General features: G+C 34.5%; 22 protein-coding genes, 1 tRNA gene and 1 pseudogene. 16 read left to right on the top strand and 8 right to left on the bottom strand.

Annotated features, from left to right (window positions below):
• Window positions 1-20: 20 nt before the first annotated feature.
• From HMPREF9171_RS104785 to HMPREF9171_RS104805, 5 genes are all read right to left on the bottom strand, one after another.
• Complete coding sequence (locus tag HMPREF9171_RS104785) at window positions 21-383, bottom strand: DUF956 family protein (protein WP_000079341.1); 363 nt, start codon at window positions 381-383, stop codon at window positions 21-23.
• A gap of 118 nt (window positions 384-501) precedes the next feature.
• On the bottom strand, window positions 502-1413 hold the full coding sequence (locus HMPREF9171_RS104790) for a PTS system mannose/fructose/sorbose family transporter subunit IID (protein ID WP_000139227.1): 912 nt from the start codon (window positions 1411-1413) through the stop codon (window positions 502-504).
• Between the two features lie 14 nt (window positions 1414-1427).
• On the bottom strand, window positions 1428-2240 hold the full coding sequence (locus HMPREF9171_RS104795; RefSeq protein WP_000763690.1) for a PTS mannose/fructose/sorbose transporter subunit IIC: 813 nt from the start codon (window positions 2238-2240) through the stop codon (window positions 1428-1430).
• Window positions 2241-2272: 32 nt separating this feature from the next.
• A complete protein-coding gene (locus HMPREF9171_RS104800) occupies window positions 2273-3283 on the bottom strand; it encodes a PTS sugar transporter subunit IIB (protein WP_000511109.1) in 1011 nt (336 codons plus the stop codon).
• Window positions 3284-3585: 302 nt separating this feature from the next.
• Window positions 3586-4398 (bottom strand): Cof-type HAD-IIB family hydrolase, encoded by an 813-nt coding sequence (locus HMPREF9171_RS104805; protein ID WP_000162319.1) that lies wholly within the window; start codon window positions 4396-4398, stop codon window positions 3586-3588.
• Between the two features lie 88 nt (window positions 4399-4486).
• On the opposite strand from HMPREF9171_RS104805, the gene HMPREF9171_RS104810 reads away from it, so the two are divergent.
• The 6 genes from HMPREF9171_RS104810 to lytR all read left to right on the top strand — a co-directional run bounded on the left by HMPREF9171_RS104810 (window position 4487) and on the right by lytR (window position 9718).
• A complete protein-coding gene (locus HMPREF9171_RS104810; protein ID WP_000734047.1) occupies window positions 4487-5071 on the top strand; it encodes a hypothetical protein in 585 nt (194 codons plus the stop codon).
• Between the two features lie 89 nt (window positions 5072-5160).
• On the top strand, window positions 5161-5772 hold the full coding sequence (locus HMPREF9171_RS104815; RefSeq protein WP_000865222.1) for a DUF1361 domain-containing protein: 612 nt from the start codon (window positions 5161-5163) through the stop codon (window positions 5770-5772).
• A gap of 102 nt (window positions 5773-5874) precedes the next feature.
• Entirely contained in the window at window positions 5875-7296 is a 1422-nt protein-coding gene (locus HMPREF9171_RS104820; RefSeq protein WP_000410403.1) for an NCS2 family permease, read from the top strand.
• A gap of 148 nt (window positions 7297-7444) precedes the next feature.
• Window positions 7445-7888 (top strand): tRNA (adenosine(37)-N6)-threonylcarbamoyltransferase complex ATPase subunit type 1 TsaE, encoded by a 444-nt coding sequence (gene tsaE / locus HMPREF9171_RS104825; RefSeq protein WP_000500160.1) that lies wholly within the window; start codon window positions 7445-7447, stop codon window positions 7886-7888.
• Window positions 7881-8402 carry a GNAT family N-acetyltransferase gene (locus tag HMPREF9171_RS104830; protein ID WP_000043147.1) on the top strand — a complete coding sequence of 174 codons (522 nt, stop codon included), beginning with the start codon at window positions 7881-7883 and terminating at the stop codon, window positions 8400-8402. The genes tsaE and HMPREF9171_RS104830 overlap by 8 nt, the downstream gene beginning before the upstream one ends.
• A gap of 8 nt (window positions 8403-8410) precedes the next feature.
• Window positions 8411-9718: a glycopolymer--peptidoglycan transferase LytR gene (gene lytR / locus HMPREF9171_RS104835; RefSeq protein WP_000708164.1), complete on the top strand. Its 1308-nt coding sequence runs from the start codon at window positions 8411-8413 to the stop codon at window positions 9716-9718.
• Between the two features lie 63 nt (window positions 9719-9781).
• On the opposite strand, the gene HMPREF9171_RS104840 is transcribed toward lytR, so the two are convergent.
• Together HMPREF9171_RS104840 and HMPREF9171_RS104845 are read right to left on the bottom strand one after the other, a co-directional pair.
• Complete coding sequence (locus HMPREF9171_RS104840) at window positions 9782-10078, bottom strand: hypothetical protein (RefSeq protein WP_000690175.1); 297 nt, start codon at window positions 10076-10078, stop codon at window positions 9782-9784.
• Entirely contained in the window at window positions 10075-10494 is a 420-nt protein-coding gene (locus HMPREF9171_RS104845; protein ID WP_000368097.1) for an HIT family protein, read from the bottom strand. The genes HMPREF9171_RS104840 and HMPREF9171_RS104845 overlap by 4 nt, the downstream gene beginning before the upstream one ends.
• A gap of 335 nt (window positions 10495-10829) precedes the next feature.
• Between HMPREF9171_RS104845 and HMPREF9171_RS104850 the strand changes: the two genes are divergently transcribed.
• Window positions 10830-11333, top strand: a complete 504-nt coding sequence (locus HMPREF9171_RS104850) for a hypothetical protein (RefSeq protein WP_000773456.1) — start codon at window positions 10830-10832, stop codon at window positions 11331-11333.
• A gap of 51 nt (window positions 11334-11384) precedes the next feature.
• Here HMPREF9171_RS104850 and HMPREF9171_RS1000000113620 read toward each other — a convergent pair.
• A pseudogene (locus tag HMPREF9171_RS1000000113620) lies at window positions 11385-11571 on the bottom strand (hypothetical protein).
• Between the two features lie 71 nt (window positions 11572-11642).
• Between HMPREF9171_RS1000000113620 and HMPREF9171_RS104855 the strand changes: the two are divergent.
• The 9 genes from HMPREF9171_RS104855 to HMPREF9171_RS104895 all read left to right on the top strand — a co-directional run bounded on the left by HMPREF9171_RS104855 (window position 11643) and on the right by HMPREF9171_RS104895 (window position 17651).
• Window positions 11643-12368, top strand: coding sequence for an ABC transporter ATP-binding protein (locus HMPREF9171_RS104855; RefSeq protein ID WP_000912311.1), 726 nt, complete (start codon window positions 11643-11645; stop codon window positions 12366-12368).
• Window position 12369: 1 nt separating this feature from the next.
• Complete coding sequence (locus tag HMPREF9171_RS104860; protein ID WP_000732720.1) at window positions 12370-13404, top strand: ABC transporter permease; 1035 nt, start codon at window positions 12370-12372, stop codon at window positions 13402-13404.
• A gap of 57 nt (window positions 13405-13461) precedes the next feature.
• A complete protein-coding gene (gene ccrZ, locus HMPREF9171_RS104865; protein ID WP_000155919.1) occupies window positions 13462-14262 on the top strand; it encodes a cell cycle regulator CcrZ in 801 nt (266 codons plus the stop codon).
• A complete protein-coding gene (gene trmB, locus HMPREF9171_RS104870) occupies window positions 14252-14887 on the top strand; it encodes a tRNA (guanosine(46)-N7)-methyltransferase TrmB (protein WP_001266022.1) in 636 nt (211 codons plus the stop codon). The genes ccrZ and trmB overlap by 11 nt, the downstream gene beginning before the upstream one ends.
• Before the next feature lie 43 nt (window positions 14888-14930).
• Window positions 14931-15017 (top strand) — tRNA-Ser (locus HMPREF9171_RS104875).
• A 357-nt stretch (window positions 15018-15374) separates the two neighbouring features.
• Complete coding sequence (rimP, locus tag HMPREF9171_RS104880; protein WP_047209118.1) at window positions 15375-15851, top strand: ribosome maturation factor RimP; 477 nt, start codon at window positions 15375-15377, stop codon at window positions 15849-15851.
• A gap of 35 nt (window positions 15852-15886) precedes the next feature.
• On the top strand, window positions 15887-17038 hold the full coding sequence (nusA, locus tag HMPREF9171_RS104885; RefSeq protein WP_000032296.1) for a transcription termination factor NusA: 1152 nt from the start codon (window positions 15887-15889) through the stop codon (window positions 17036-17038).
• A gap of 21 nt (window positions 17039-17059) precedes the next feature.
• Window positions 17060-17356: an RNase P modulator RnpM gene (gene rnpM / locus HMPREF9171_RS104890; RefSeq protein ID WP_001140526.1), complete on the top strand. Its 297-nt coding sequence runs from the start codon at window positions 17060-17062 to the stop codon at window positions 17354-17356.
• A complete protein-coding gene (locus tag HMPREF9171_RS104895) occupies window positions 17349-17651 on the top strand; it encodes a YlxQ-related RNA-binding protein (RefSeq protein ID WP_001065560.1) in 303 nt (100 codons plus the stop codon). The genes rnpM and HMPREF9171_RS104895 overlap by 8 nt, the downstream gene beginning before the upstream one ends.
• The last annotated feature ends 8 nt before the right edge of the window (window positions 17652-17659 follow it).

Genomic DNA, 17659 nt, shown 5'->3' with positions numbered 1-17659 from the left:
GAGATAGACTATAGTCTATCTTATTTTTTAAACTTGAATATTTTTAAAATGGTCTGGATGAGGGTAGGAAGCTTAACAACTTTATCGTCTCCAATATGTCGTCTCGCATGCTTTAATATCGTTCCAGAGTCTTTAGAGGCGAATAAAAATTTTCCTTGGTCTGTAAAGACCTCAAAGTGACGACTAATTTTTTTTCGACTAACATTAGCTCCAATTTGATTGATTGATGTCCATGGAATTTGAATATAGTCGTTGACATTTTTATCGTTATAGAATTCTAATGCCTGGTCACCAACTAAAAATTTTCCAACTTTATTCCCCATACCTAAATACGAAACTCCTGTTGTTTGAAATTCAACAGTTTTGTTTAATGATTGTGCCATGACTAATCCCTTTTTAATTTATAGTAGTTTGATTATATCATAATAGTGGGACTCTAAGTGGATTTTTGGTAATAAAATATAAGAGATGGAATACTATTGTAACCATCTCTTAGTTTTATTACATCACACCTGCAAGGCGAGCTAGAATACCAACGATAAACAAACCGATGATAATTGTAATTGGTGATACTTTCTTCTTAAGTAACCACATACAGAAGAATGTAAGAAGTAATCCAGCTAAACCAGGAATAAGTGAGTCAAGTTGTCCTTGAAGTGTTTGTGGTTGCATTTTATCAAGGCTTAAGCCACTCTGAACTTGTCCTAGGATATCATGCAATTGTTGTCCACTAACATGGTCTTTAGGGAAATTGATGTATGCCCCTTCTGACAATGTCTTTTTAGGAAGGTCTACAGTAAAGTTAATTGCTACCCAACGCTTAACAAGGACAGCAAGAATGAACATACCAAGGATTGAAGCACCTTTAGTAATATCTTGGAGGATACCACCAGACATATCTTTAGTAATTTCTTTACCTGATTTGTAACCTAACTCTTGTGTGTACCATAAGAATGACATACGAATGAGGTTCCAACCAACAAAGAAGATGATTGGTCCGAGGATATTACCAGCAGAGGCAAGTGAAGCACCAAGAGCGCCTAAGATAGGACGTACAGTAAACCAGAATACTGGATCACCAATACCAGCAAGAGGTCCCATCATACCGATTTTAACCCCTTGAATTGCTTTGTCTTCGACAGGTGTACCGCTTGCTTTTTCTTCCTCAAGAGCAAGGGTTACACCGATAATTGGAGCAGCAACGTATGGATGTGTGTTAAAGAATTCCATATGGCGCTCAAGCGCAGCAGCACGATCTTCTTTAGTAGTGTAAAGTTTTTTCAATGCTGGGATAAGAGCATAGGCCCACCCCATATTTTGCATACGCTCATAGTTCCAAGAACCTTGAAGGAATTGTGAACGCCACCAAACTTTTTGACGATCTGATTTTGATAATTTAATTTGTTCAGTCATTGTTTAGCTCCTTTCTAGTAGTCCTCTAAGATATCGCCGATAGGATCGTTAGAACCTGCGTTAGAAGTACCTTTGCTTCCACCCATTTTTGATAAACTGATGTAGATGAGGGCGATAGCAACACCAATAGTACCCATTGCAATAAGAGTTAACTGGTTCAAAGCTGCTAGAGCAAATCCAAGAGCAAAGAAAGGCCAAACTTCGCGAGTAGCCATCATATTGATAACCATAGCGTAACCAACGGCAACAACCATGGCACCACCAACTTGCATACCACCATTTAACCAATCAGGCATTGCTTCAAGAATACTTTGTACTGAAGAAGATGGAATAGCTAAAAGAAGCGCAGCTGGGAATGCAATACGTAATCCTTGGAGAAGGAGGGCGATAAAGTGAAAACGTTCAATTGCTGCAAAGTTTCCTTCAGAAGCAGCTTTGTCACCAGCGTGAACAAGTGCAGTTGAGATTGTACGAACAATCATTGTAAGGAAAAGTCCAGCAATAGCTAGAGGTACAGCAGTAGAGAAGGCAAAGTTGATACCTTTTTGAGTGAAGTCACCACTTTTAACCAAAATAATAGCAGCAGCAACAGAGGCAAGTGCAGCGTCTGGTGCTACGGCAGCTCCGATATTTGCCCAAGCAAGAGCAATCATTTGGAGACTACCACCAAGAATAATACCCGCTTCGAGGTGACCAGTTACAAGACCGATTAAAGTACAAGCAACAAGAGGTTGATGGATTTGGAATTGGTCGAGGATACCTTCAAGACCAGCAAAGAAGGCAACGATAACGACCAAAATCATTGAGATAATTGAAATATCCGCCATTTTGATATCCTTTCGTTTTCAGAGATAATAAGTTATTTTACGTTTGCTTTGTTGATTAAATCAAACAAATTCTTTTTAGCGTCATTTGGTACTTTACGTACATCAAATGATACACCTAAGTCACGTAATTTTTCAAAGGCAGCAACATCGCCTTTATCCATTGAAAGAACGTTGTTTACCATTGTTTTACCAGTTGAGTGAGCCATTGAACCAACGTTCAATTCAGGGATTTCCACACCACCTTCAATTGCACGGAGTGCATCTTGTACAGTTTCAAATAAGATCAAGGCACGTGTGTTTCCGAAACGTGGGTCTTTAGATACTTCAATTAATTTACTAATTGGGACAACGTTTGCTTTGACTCCTCCAGGAGCAGCTTGCTTAATCAATTGTTTACGAAGTTCATCTTTAGAAACTTCATCAGAAGCAACGATAATACGGTTTGCTTTTGATGCTGGAGTCCATGTAGTTGCAACTTGACCATGTAAAAGACGTGTGTCAATACGAGCAAGATTAATTTTAAGCTTGCCATCTCCAATAACAGTTCCTTCAGGGATAGATCCACTTTGTTTAACTTCCGCAGGAACATCTGCAGGAACACCTGCTACAGGAGTAGCTTCTACAACAGGATTAAGTTCTTCTGGAAGGGCTTTGATACCTTCCTTAGACTCTTTAATAATATTTGCGGCAACTTGTTCAACACCTGCATTAGCGTCCATCATACGCTCAGTATAGGCTTGGATAAGCATTGGCAAATTGAGACCAGTGATGATAGCCATTTTACGTTCAGGATTTTCTCCCATAACACGGCTTGCTTGGTTAAATGGTGACCCACTCCAAAGGTCAGCTAACACAAGCACCTCATCATCAGCATCAAATTGTGCGATAGCATTGTTGAAGTGTCCATACAAATCATCTGGTCCTTCATTTGGCATGAAAGTTACAACTTGAACTTTTTCTTGTTCACCAAAGATCATTGAACCTGATTGATGAATACCTTCAGCAAATTTACCATGGCTGGCAATAATAATACCGATACCCATTCTTGTTCTTCCTCCTTAAAAAATCTTTTCGTTGACATAAAGAAGAATAATCTCCTTCCAATCGTAAAATTGGCCATTCTTTTTCATTTCAACGAAATTATAGAACAGATATATTTTAAAACGTTTTCAGAAAAAAATCAATACTATTTCTAATAAAAATTAAAAAAAAGGATATTTTTTTCACAAATACCTTTTATAATGGGGGAAGAGAGTGGTAACTTTTTTTGTTAATAATATAGTAGAAAACCTAAAAAACGATTTCTATTAGAATTCTGTTTCAATAGAGATCGTTTTTGAAAATACTACAATAATAATTTTTCTAGAGTTTTAGCAACACCATCTTCTTCGTTTGTCCATTGGATTTGTTGGTCGGCATATGGAAGTAGAGTTGGACTAGCATTTTTCATAGCATATCCTGTATGTGCAAAGGCCAGCATCTCGGTGTCATTGTGTTCATCTCCAAAGGCAATCAAATTTTCTTGTGAAAGATTGAGTGATTTTAATAAATGTTTGAGAGCATAAGCTTTGTTAACATCTTTAGGTGAAAATTCGAGTATATTCAATGGACCACCCCAAGAATCTACTTCTAGTTCGTGATTAAAATGTTGTCGTAACTCTTTAGCTAACTCATACTTATCTTTATGACGTGTTTGCATCAATAGAGCATTTGGATTGCGTGTGATTTTAGTAACATCTAATGCCATTTTATCAGTAATTTCATTGACACCGAATAATTGTGGGTTAATTTTATCACGATTATCCATAGTAATGTAAAAATTTTTACGGTACTCGCTAGCAATAAAATCGGCTTGGATAGCATCTGATAAATTTAAGGTTTCAAGGAGTAATTTTTTATCAATCGTTGCACTATGTTCAAACGCCCACTTTTTTTCGGGGATATGAGTTAAAGCACCATTAAAATTTATCATTGGTGTTTTTAAATCTAGGCGTAAATAATGAGCGAGTGCCATACGGTATGGGCGTCCGGTTGTAATAATTACTTTGTGTCCTTGAGCTTGAACTTTTCGAAGTGTGTCAGCGGTGTAGTCAGAAATAGTGTTATTATTATGTAATAGAGTACCGTCTAAATCTACGGCGATAATTTTCTTTGTCATGCTGACATTATATCAAAAATAGATTTCAATAAAAAGAGACAGTAGAAATATGATATAATAACTGTGGAAATATGGAAGTTGGTGGATTATGAAAAAGTTAATTTGGAGTCATCTTTTTGCCATAGTCAGTATTTTAGGGATATGGTATTATCATGTAAAAATTGAACATTTGATGGTAATTCTATTGGCATCAGTCTTGTCGTTAGAGATGGGATTCATTGCTTATTATAGTCGTAATATTTTTATTCGTCTTTTAGCAAGTTTAGGCCTTTTATTTTTTTACCCACAGAGTTTAGGGATTTTTCTTAGTTTAGTGAGCTTAGAGTGGTCAACAAAAGACATTTGGCAGTCTAATCACTTTATGCAATATATGGCATACCTTCTTGCAATTCTTTTTATTATCTCTTCAGCTTTACTAAGTTTGAAGCTATTGGTAAATGCATATGATATTAGTAAAAGATATCAATTAGCAACTGTTATACCTGTAATGCTTTTTAGTAGTTTTGCCTTTTGCTTAGAAAAATCAGGATCATTAGGTTTAGAAGGAATCATTTTAAATCCGTCAGCATTTTTTAATGGAATACAGACTAATATGGCTAACCTTGATTTTAAAGCCTTGTCTTGCCTTTTTTTAGTACAATTATTACTTTGGGGAACATTAATGGAAGACTAACCACAACAGGGTTAGTCTTTTAGGTTTGAAGTTTATTTAACCTTAATTTAATAATATGTTGTATAATGAGATATTAATTGGAGGTTAGAATGAAAGTAAAACTATTTGCGATACATTTATTTTTTATTGTTATTTCTTTTGGGATTAAATATTATCATTTGCAGGGACCAAATTTGATTTGGAATATGACTCTAGCCCTAATAGCGTTAGATTTTGCATACCTTACTAGTTTATTTAAGAAAAAAATTCTTATTGGTCTTTTTGCACTTGCTTGGTTTTTTTTCTATCCTAATACCTTTTATATGTTGACGGATATCATTCATATGCATTTTGTCGGAGACGTTCTTTATAATAAGACAAATTTAATACTTTATATCTTGTATGTATCTAGTATCTTGTTTGGTTTTTTATCAGGTATCGAAAGTTTTTCTGTGATTATACGTAAATTTAGAATTAGCAATATATTTTTAAGATGGGGAATTATTGGAATTGTATCATTTGTTTCAAGTTTTGGTATTCATATTGGTCGTTATGCTCGTCTAAATTCATGGGATATCTTAACGAAGCCACAAGTGGTAATTAACGAACTTTTAGCGGTTCCGAGTAGGGATTCATTCCACTTTATTTTAGGATTTACATTTTTACAGGTATTGTGTCTTATTTTTATGGATTATTCTGCAGGAAAAAAACTTGAAAAGTGAATTATTTTTTGTTAATATATATTAATCGTTCGTAAATATAAGAACGATTGATTTTTTTAAAAGTGAAAAATAGCAAAAAATAAAGGAGAATCCGATTTTAAAATGGAAAAGTTTTTTAAGCTAAAGGAACACGGGACGACAATTCGGACTGAAATCACTGCTGGTCTAACGACTTTCTTTGCAATGTCGTACATTTTGTTTGTAAATCCAGCTATTTTATCTCAGACTGGGATGCCAGCACAAGGAGTTTTCTTAGCGACGATTATTGGTGCCGTTGTAGCTACATCTGTTATGGCTTTCTATGCTAACCTTCCCTATGCACAAGCTCCTGGGATGGGATTAAATGCTTTCTTTACATATACAGTTGTCTTTGCATTGGGATATACATGGCAAGAAGCCTTAGCTATGGTATTTATTTGTGGTTTGATTTCTCTGCTTATTACTTTAACGAAAGTTAGAAAGATGATTATTGAGTCTATCCCAACAACTTTAAAATCAGCCATTACAGCAGGAATCGGAACTTTTTTAGCATACGTTGGGATTAAAAATGCTGGTTTTTTGAAATTTTCAATTGATCCTGGGACGTATGATGTTGTTGGAAAGGGTGCGGCGAAAGGATTGGCTACTATTACAGCAAATTCTTCAGCAACGCCAGGGCTAGTGTCGTTTGATAATCCAGCAATTTTATTATCTTTGATTGGTTTAAGCATTACCATCTTCTTTATTGTAAAGGGGATCCGTGGAGGGATTATTCTATCGATATTAACAACGACCCTCTTAGGTATTTTAATGGGAGTGGTTAAGTTAGATGCTATTAATTGGGAAGCAACTAACCTCTCGGCCTCTTTTAGAGATTTGAAGCAAGTATTTGGAGTTGCATTAGGAGAGAAAGGATTAATTTCTTTATTCTCTAATCCTTCACGTCTACCAAGTGTATTAATGGCTATTCTTGCTTTTTCACTGACTGATATTTTTGATACCATTGGAACGCTCATTGGTACTGGAGAAAAAGTTGGTATCTTAGCAACGACTGGTGATAATCATGAATCTAAGAGTTTAGACAAAGCACTCTATTCAGACTTAATTGGGACAACTTTTGGCGCTATTTGTGGAACATCTAACGTTACAACCTATGTTGAGTCAGCAGCAGGAATCGGAGCTGGTGGTCGTACAGGATTGACAGCCTTAGTAGTTGCTGGTTTGTTTGCTATATCTAGTTTCTTTAGTCCACTAGTATCTATTGTTCCGAGTCAAGCTACTGCACCAATATTGGTTATTGTTGGTATTATGATGCTTTCAAATTTAAAAGATATCAAATGGGATGATATGTCAGAAGCTATCCCAGCTTTCTTTACTTCTCTTTTTATGGGGTTTACTTATAGCATTACTTATGGTATTGCAGCTGGTTTCTTGACCTATACATTAGCTAAAGTCATCAAAGGACAAGCAAAAGATATTCATGTGGTACTGTGGATTTTAGATATATTATTTATTCTAAACTTTATCAGCTTGGCTATTTTGTAATATTATAGTTTGATAAATAAGATAAAAGGAAATCAGATTTGTAGCCTGGTTTCCTTTTTTCTTAAGAAAAGTGAAGAAATATATGCTATGGGGCTGTCAGAATCAGCAAACTGTTGGAAGACAGAGATATTTCTGGTATAATATCTCTATGTTTTATACTCAAAATGAAGAAGAGCTTATTGCCCTAGGGCAAAAACTGGGTACTGTTTTAAAGTCAGGAGATATCGTATTATTGACTGGTAATTTAGGTGCAGGCAAAACAACTCTTACAAAAGGTATTGCAAAGGGATTAGACATAAAACAAATGATTAAGAGCCCAACTTACACTATTGTTAGAGAATATGAAGGGCGTGTACCACTTTACCATTTGGATGTTTATCGTATTGGAGATGATCTTGATTCTATTGACTTAGATGACTTCTTGTTTGGTCAAGGAGTAACAGTTATTGAATGGGGAGAGTTGCTTAGTGATAACCTTATCAATAACTACTTAGAAATTGTTATTACGAGGAGCAATCAAGGACGTCAGGTTCAGTTAGAAGCTTATGGGCATCGCGCAAGAGAAATTATTGAGGCGATTCAAGATGTCTAAACAATTTGCTGTTGATTTTATAGAAGCTTCGAGAGAGGAAGCTTCTGCGCTCCTTGAATTTTTAAATACTATTACTGAGGAAACAGATTTTATTTTGCATACGGTGAGCAATCAACTATCTTTGCCAGAAATGGAAACGTTTATTGAAAATACCTTAATGACGAAAAATTGCATTTGTTTGATTGCTAAATTAAAAAATAAAGTGATCGGCTTGATAACAATCATTAGTCAGTCTGATATTGAAATTGAACACGTTGGGGATCTTTTTATTGCTGTTCAGAAGGATTATTGGGGTTATGGTATTGGTCATATTCTCATGGAAGAAGCAATAGAATGGGCGTCAGATAACGATATTACACGCCGCTTAGAACTATCAGTCCAAGGACGTAATGAACGTGCTATTCACCTCTACCAAAAATTCGGTTTTGAAATAGATGGGCTTCAAACAAGAGGTATTAAAAGAGAAAATGGAGAATTTCTAGACATTTACAGAATGAGTAAGTTGATAGATTAGGAATATACATGAAAATTTGGAAAAAAATAACCTTAATGTTTTCTGCAATTATTTTAACAACAGTAATTGCATTGGGAGTCTATGTTACCTCAGCTTATAATTTTTCGACTAATGAATTGTCTAAGACTTTTAAAGATTTTGAGCTAGCTAAATCAAAAAGTCATGCTATTGAAGAAACAAAGCCGTTTTCAATACTATTAATGGGTGTGGACACAGGTTCAGAGCATCGAAAATCTAAGTGGTCAGGAAATAGCGATTCTATGATCTTAGTCACTATAAATCCTAAAACTAATAAAACAACGATGACAAGCTTAGAACGCGACGTATTGATTAAATTGAGTGGTCCCAAAAATAATGGACAGACTGGCGTAGAAGCAAAGCTAAATGCAGCCTATGCTTCTGGTGGTGCGGAAATGGCATTGATGACTGTTCAAGACTTATTAGATATTAATGTTGATTACTTTATGCAAATAAATATGCAAGGATTAGTTGATTTAGTCAATGCTGTTAGTGGTATAACAGTAACTAATAAATTTGACTTTCCAATATCAATTGCTGCCAATGAACCAGAGTACAAGGCTGTTGTTGAACCAGGGACACATAAAATAAATGGAGAACAAGCACTTGTTTATTCTCGTATGCGCTATGATGATCCAGAGGGAGATTATGGGCGTCAAAAAAGACAACGTGAAGTAATTCAAAAAGTCCTTAAAAAAATATTGGCGTTAAATAGTATTAGTTCATACAAAAAAATTCTTTCCGCAGTAAGTAATAACATGCAAACTAATATTGAGATATCATCAAAAACGATTCCTAATTTGTTAGCTTATAAAGATTCATTGGAACATATTAAATCTTATCAGTTGAAGGGTGAAGACGCTACTTTATCAGATGGTGGCTCTTATCAAATTTTAACTAAGAAACATCTACTTGCAGTTCAAAATAGAATTAAGAAAGAACTGGATAAAAAGCGTAGTAAAACTCTGAAGACAAGCGCGATTCTATATGAAGATTACTATGGTACTACTGCTAGTAATGATTCTTCTACTTATTCATCAACACAAGAGAATAATTATAATACAACACCTTATTCAGAAGCACCACCAAGTTACAGTGGTAATACTACTTATAGTTCTGAAACTAATCAAACAACTCATCAAAGTTACTATAATAGTAGCACTCCTGCTAGTAACTATAGCAGTAACACTAACACAGGTCAGGCTGATTCAAGTGGAAGTGTCAATAATTATAACGGGGCTGCAACGCCTAATCCAAACACAGGAACGCAACCAGTACCGGGTCAAACTAATCCATAAAATATAAAAAAGAGCATTATTTGCTCTTTTTATATTTAGAGTAGATATTTTTATGCCGTTGGCTTATTCGTCTTTCTCTTGATATTTAGCCATGCGTTGATTAATTTCTTCTAAACGAGGTTGAATATCTTTATTAAACACTTGGAATTTATGATTGAGTTCTTGAGAAATTAATCTGATTTTTTCTTTTTCCTGACTAATAATAGCAAGATCATTTTTGATACGTTCTAATTTTAATTTAGCTGAATCTGTCTCATTTTTTGTATTTTGATAGGAATCCTTGATAGTTTTTCTATTTTTGTAAAGTTCAAGCGCTCCTAAACTAACTAAACCTAGTGCAATTAAACGACCTATTTTCATAATTGAATCTCCTTTCTAATTTCTTTGGCTAATTTTGCAAGTGCCTCAAAGTCGGGTTCATGAGTAGTGTAGTGAATTTTGATACCGTCTGATTCATCAAAGCGGGGAACAAGGTGGACGTGTGCATGAAAAACAGTTTGTCCAGCAATTTCCTCATTGTTGTTAATAATATTCATTCCTTTGGCTTTTGTAGCAGCTTGGACAGCACGCGCCACTTTAGGCAAGCGTTCAAAGGTTATCTGTGCAGTTTTTTCATCCATCTCTAACACATTTCGAACATGTTTTTTAGGAATAAGAAGGGTGTGCCCAGTCGTAGTTTGTGTAATGTCGAGAAAAGCTAATACTTCATCATCTTCATAAACTTTTGATGAAGGGATTTCTCCACTGATGATTTTACAAAAAATACAATTATCCATAACTAATTCCTTTCATGTTGAAAAATTTATTGGGTAGCTATTAAGGAATGGTAAATTTTTATCGTTTGATAGGTCATAAGTCGTACAGGGAAATGAAAGTAGCCTGTATTGATTGTGATATCTATATTTACCATCATACTTATCTTAGCATGACCTAAAGGGTATTGCAATTTTTAATGATGTTTATTATTGAGTAAGTACATTTCTAGAATTTTGGAAGTATCTAAAATAAATTTAAATATAATGATTGACTTTTTTATCTAATTAAATGTATAATAAATAATATAAATAAAATAAAAATGATAATTGAGATTTATCATAGAAGGAAAACTATTTTGAAATTAAATAAAATAATATTATCTACTGCAGCTCTTACTGCTCTCTTTTTAGGATATAATAGCGTTACTGCGGATACATATAATAACTATCAGCCACATAGATCAAATAATATGGATTTAACTGAGGAATATAACTATAATAACCAGATAGAACTTCAGGAGCGTATAAAAAACCTAAATATACCTTTTAAAGAAAAACTTGCTTTACTCAGAAAGGTTAAATCAAGACAAGATTCTTATGTATTAGATACATTAAGAAAAGAAGTTGAAAATAAAAACAGTGAGTATTCAGAACTAGAGCAAGAATACCAAAGAATTTCAGCTCTTATTGATGCTAATTTTCCGCAAGGGAAATCTAGTTTAGCAGAAAAATTACATAAAGAACTAATTTGGGACTTGGATGGTGTCAAATATGATGAGGGGATTTCTAAGAGAACTGCTCTAAAAAAATTAGAAGGTAAAATCAACGAATATACTAAAAAATACAGTTATTTATTCTGATAATTGACTTTGGTAATTTTATAGCCTAATATTCTGATTACTTTGCATTTATTATATTGATACTAAAAAGACACCTTTTTGAGGTGTCTTTTTTTGTCCGATGAGTGATGGAGTTACTTTTTGTAAACATAATAGGAACATGGGTTAGCTTGGCATTTAAATTAGATGTAAAAGCGGACAAAATAGGTTTAAAGTTATTTTCAAAACTATAAGGGAATTCTAAGATACAATTATCCATAAGAATAGACCTTCCCTTTCTTATTTTGTTATAATAGTTAATAAAGTATATCAAAGATAGAGAGAATGACAATGTTAAAAATTGAAAATGTTACAGGGGGGTATGTTAATATCCCAGTTTTAAAAAATATTTCTTTTGAAGTAAATGATGGAGAGTTAGTTGGATTAATTGGGCTTAATGGTGCAGGAAAATCAACCACTATTAACGAGATTATTGGTATTTTGAGACCCTATCAAGGAGATATTACAATTGATGGTATTAGTCTTGAAGCCGACCAAGAACTTTATAGAAAGAAAATAGGCTTTATTCCTGAGACACCAAGTCTCTATGAGGAGCTAACTCTCAGGGAACATTTAGAAACGGTAGCTATGGCGTATGATATTACCACCGATGAAGTTATGGCACGTGCGCAAAAACTATTAGAGATGTTTCGTCTAACAGATAAATTAGACTGGTTTCCAATGCATTTTTCAAAGGGAATGAAACAAAAGGTTATGATTATTTGTGCTTTTGTTGTATCTCCAAGTTTATTTATTGTTGATGAACCATTTTTAGGTTTGGATCCACTAGCTATTTCAGATTTGATTAATCTTCTAGCAGAAGAAAAAGCTAAAGGGAAATCTATTTTGATGTCAACACACGTATTAGATTCTGCCGAAAAAATGTGTGATCGTTTCGTTATTTTACATAAAGGAGAGATACGGGCAGTTGGAACCCTAGAGGAATTACGGGCTATTTTTGGAGACAGTAATGCTAATTTAAATGACATCTACATAGCTCTGACAAAAGAGGTGTGATATGAAAAAGTTATTTAATAAACGTCGAAGTCTCTTTTTAACTCAAAATAGTAAATATTTGAGATACGTCTTTAATGATCATTTTGTATTAGTATTAATGTTTTTGTCAGGTTTTTTGTTATATCAGTATAGCCGATTACTAAAAGACTTTCCAAAAACACATTGGCCAATTATCGTGATTGTGTCAATCATTATCTTAATGTTACTAGCGATGGGGGAAATAGCCAGCTATTTAGAACCGGCTGATAAACAATTTTTACTTATAAAAGAAGAAGCAATAAAGGAAATTATAAATTCTGCTAAAAAACGGACTTATATCTTTTGGTTGGTTATTCAAACCTTATTTTTAGTATTAATATCACCAATTTTGATAAAGCTAGGCTTGTCAGTTTTTATGATTACATTGTTAATTTTTGGTCTAGGAATAATCAAATGGTTGGTGATAACTTACAAGGTAAAGGTCTTTTATAACAATCAAAATTTGAACTGGGATGCAGCTATAAATCATGAGCAGGAAAGAAAACAGAGTATATTAAAATTTTTCTCTTTGTTTACAAATGTTAAGGGAATTTCGACAAGTGTAAAACGTCGTTCATTTTTAGATGGTATTTTAAAGCTTATTTCTAAAACGCCATCGCGTTTATGGACTAACTTATTTGTGAGGGCATTTCTAAGAAGCTCAGATTATCTTGGTTTAACAATAAGGTTGGTAACTTTAAATATCTTATCAGTCATCTTTGTTAACGAAACCTACCTCGCCCTTGCTCTGGCATTTGTATTTAACTACTTATTATTGTTCCAACTATTAGCTTTAGGTCACCATTTTGATTATCAATACATGAATCAGCTCTATCCAGTTAGATTAAATGCTAAAGCAAGTCAGCTAAAAGGTTTTCTCAGAGTATTATCATATGCTGTGACAGTAATTGATAGCATACTTATAAGAGAATTGAAACCTGTTATATTATTGATAGTTTTGATGTTAATTGTGACGGAATATTACATCCCTTACAAAATAAAGAAGATGATTGACTAAAGCCTATAAAACAAGTAAAATAAGAGGAAACGACTAAATGAAAAGGAGGGACTGCTGGTGACAATATCAAATCAAGAATTGACGCTTACTCCCTTAAGAGGAAAAAGTGGCAAAGCCTATATTGGTACTTATCCAAATGGTGAACGTGTCTTTGTCAAATATAATACGACACCTATTTTGCCAGCCTTAGCTAAGGAACAGATTGCGCCACAACTACTGTGGGCACGCCGTACAAGTAATGGCGATATGATGAGTGCTCAAGAATGGTTAGATGGTCGAACATTGACTAAAGAAGATATGGGTAGTAAACAGATTATTCATATTTTATTGCGCCTGCACAAGTCTCGTCCTTTAGTAAATCAACTGTTACAATTAGGGTATAAAATTGAAAACCCTTATGATTTGTTGATGGATTGGGAAAAACAAACTCCTATTCAAATCCGAGAAAACACTTATTTGCAATCTATTGTGACTGAGTTAAAGCGTAGTTTACCTGAGTTTCGAACAGAGGTTGCAACAATCGTTCACGGAGATATCAAACATAGCAACTGGGTTATTACAACAAGTGGTTTAATTTATTTGGTTGATTGGGATTCTGTTCGTTTAACAGATCGCATGTATGACGTTGCATATATTTTAAGTCATTATATTCCACAAAAACACTGGAAAGATTGGCTGTCTTACTACGGTTATAAAGATAATGAGAAAGTTTGGAGCAAAATTATTTGGTATGGGCAATTTTCATATTTATCACAGATAATCAAATGTTTTGATAAACGAGATATGGAGCATGTCAATCAAGAAATTTATGAATTACGAAAGTTTAGAGAGTTAATTAAAAAGCATAATGCGAGTTAGAAAACGTAAGGGTGCAGAGGAACACTTAGAAAATAATCCTCACTATGTTATTTCAAATCCAGAAGAAGCCAAAGGGCGTTGGCATGAGATTTTTGGAAATAATAACCCCATTCACATAGAAGTTGGTTCCGGAAAAGGGGCTTTTATCACTGGTATGGCAGAGCAAAATCCAGATATCAATTATATTGGAATTGATATTCAATTGTCAGTGCTTTCCTATGCTCTGGATAAAGTTCTAGATAGCGGTGCTAAGAATATCAAATTACTATTAGTTGATGGTTCTAGTCTATCAAACTACTTTGCTACTGGCGAAGTTGATTTGATGTATCTTAACTTTAGTGATCCATGGCCTAAGAAAAAGCATGAGAAACGTCGATTGACCTATAAGACTTTCTTGGATACCTATAAAGACATACTTCCTGAGCAGGGGGAAATTCATTTTAAAACAGATAATAGAGGTTTATTTGAATATAGCCTTGCTAGCTTTTCTCAATACGGTATGACTTTAAAACAAGTTTGGTTAGATTTACATGCAAGTGATTACCAGCAAAATATCATGACTGAGTACGAACGCAAATTTTCAAATAAAGGACAGGTTATCTATCGTGTAGAAGCACGATTTTAGAATTAGTAAATAGTAAGTGGGTAGTTATTTGCTACTCCTTTATGGAGAGGTCGCATAGTGGCTGAGTGCGCACGCTTGGAAAGCGTGTAGTCCTTAATGGGGCTCGGGGGTTCGAATCCCCTCCTCTCCTTTAATCTTGTTAATGTATCAGTGTTTATTAAGTGTTCACCTTTTTCACTCGTCAAAAGTCCAAGTTTCGAAAAATTTCTTTTATTTTATCATCGTTTCTCTTTGAGCTTGAAGTATTAGCATAAAGTTTTCTAAGCTCTTACAGAGAACTGAGGACAAATTTTAATTTTTTGATATAAGATTAGTGTACGGTGATGCTAATTTAAAGTAAATGATTGCAATAATCGTATTTTGTGCTATAATAGTATTAAATAATACAGAAAGGGGCGGAGTTTTACTTCGCCTCTTATGTGTGTGATTCATAGAATTTATAGTCATTATAAGTTCTAAAGTAAGTTAGAAAGAAGAGGTAGCTGTTATCGCAAATCAAACCATTGTTGATATTGTTACTCAAGTCGTAACTCCTGCTATTCAAGCACCGTTTGAATTAGTAGATGTAGAATACGAAAAAATGGGTGGCGACTATGTGCTCAGTATTTTAATTGATAAACCCGGAGGCATTACGGTTGAAGATACAGTACAATTGACAGACGTTGTAAGTCCCTTACTTGACACAATTCAACCAGATCCATTTCCAGAACAGTATATGCTTGAAGTCTCAAGTCCTGGGTTGGAAAGGCCACTTAAAACAGCAGAAGCATTATCAAATGCTGTTGGGTCTTATATCAATGTAAGTCTGTATAAATCCATTGATAAAGTTAAAATATTTGAAGGTGACTTATTATCATTTGATGGTGAAACCTTGACAATTGATTATATGGACAAAACACGTCATAAAACTGTAGATATTCCCTATCAGACGGTTGCAAAAGCCCGTCTTGCGGTTAAACTTTAAGAAAGGATGATTCTTGCGAAGCAAGAATGGACACTATGAGCAAAGAAATGCTAGAAGCCTTCCGTATTTTGGAAGAAGAAAAACACATTAATAAAGAAGATATTATTGATGCAGTTACTGAGTCACTAAAATCTGCCTATAAGCGTCGTTATGGTCAATCAGAATCATGCGTTATTGAATTTAACGAGAAGAAAGCAGACTTTACCGTCTATACTGTTCGTGAAGTTGTTGATGAAGTTTTTGATAGCCGTTTGGAAATTAGCCTAAAAAACGCACTTGCTATTAGCTCAGCGTATGAACTTGGTGATAAGATTCGCTTTGAGGAATCTGTTACAGAATTTGGACGCGTGGCAGCTCAGTCAGCAAAACAAACTATTATGGAAAAAATGCGTCGTCAAATGCGTGAAGTAACCTTCAATGAATACAAACAACACGAAGGTGAAATTATGACTGGTACTGTTGAACGATTTGACCAACGTTTTATCTATGTCAATCTCGGTTCACTCGAGGCGCAATTATCGCATCAAGATCAGATTCCTGGGGAGAGCTTTAAATCTCACGATATGATTGACGTTTATGTCTATAAAGTGGAGAATAATCCTAAAGGTGTCAACGTTTTTGTTAGCCGTAGTCATCCAGAGTTTATCAAACGCATTATGGAGCGAGAAATTCCAGAAGTATTTGATGGAACTGTTGAGATTATGAGCGTCTCTCGTGAGGCTGGAGATCGTACTAAAGTTGCTGTACGCAGTCATAATTCAAACGTTGATGCGATTGGAACAATTGTTGGACGCGGTGGAAGTAACATTAAAAAAGTTATCAGTAATTTCCATCCTAAACGCGTTGATGCTAAAACAGGATTGGAGATCCCAGTTGAAGAAAACATTGATGTTATTCAATGGGTTGAAGATCCAGCGGAATTCATTTACAATGCTATTGCACCAGCCGAAGTTGATATGGTACTTTTTGATGATGAAGATACAAAACGTGCTACTGTAGTTGTTCCAGATAGCAAGTTATCGCTAGCTATTGGTCGCCGAGGACAAAATGTGCGTTTAGCAGCTCATTTGACTGGCTATCGTATTGATATTAAATCTGCAAGTGAATACGAAAAAATGGAAGCGCAAGAACTTCAAACTGAGGAAGTAGCTCAAGAATCTGAAGTTATTTCAGATAAGGCAGAATAATATAAATGAGAGAGGTGTTTTATGGCTAAAACAAAAAAAATACCTTTAAGAAAATCAGTTGTTTCTGGTGAAGTGATCGATAAGCGAGATCTTTTACGAATTGTTAAAAATAAAGAAGGACAGGTTTTTATAGATCCTACCGGAAAGCAAAATGGTCGAGGTGCCTACATAAAATTGGACAATGATGAAGCTATCCTAGCGAAAAAGAAACGAGTGTTTGATCGCAGTTTTTCAATGGAAGTTTCTGATGAATTCTATGATGAACTATTGGCATATGTCGACCATAAGGTCAAAAGAAGAGAGTTAGGCCTTGAATAATTCAGAAAAAGTATTAAATCTCATTGGGTTAGCACAGCGTGCGGGGCGCCTTATTACAGGTGAAGAATTGGTTATTAAAGCAATTCAAAATCAACAAGTATCGCTAATCTTTCTAGCAAATGATGCTGGCCCAAATTTGACGAAAAAAGTAACTGATAAAAGTAATTACTACAAAACAGAAGTCTCCACAGTGTTTTCAACACTGGAATTAAGTGATGCGTTAGGCAAACCAAGAAAAGTGGTTGCTGTCGCAGACGCTGGATTTTCAAAGAAAATGAGGACTCTTATGGCATAACAGAATAG

Origin of the sequence: Streptococcus agalactiae ATCC 13813 (genome assembly GCF_000186445.1) — a bacterium.
Classification (GTDB): Bacteria; Bacillota; Bacilli; order Lactobacillales; family Streptococcaceae; genus Streptococcus; species Streptococcus agalactiae.
The sequence above is the reverse complement of the archived record's forward strand: the minus strand, read 5'-3'. Positions and strand labels throughout refer to the sequence as shown.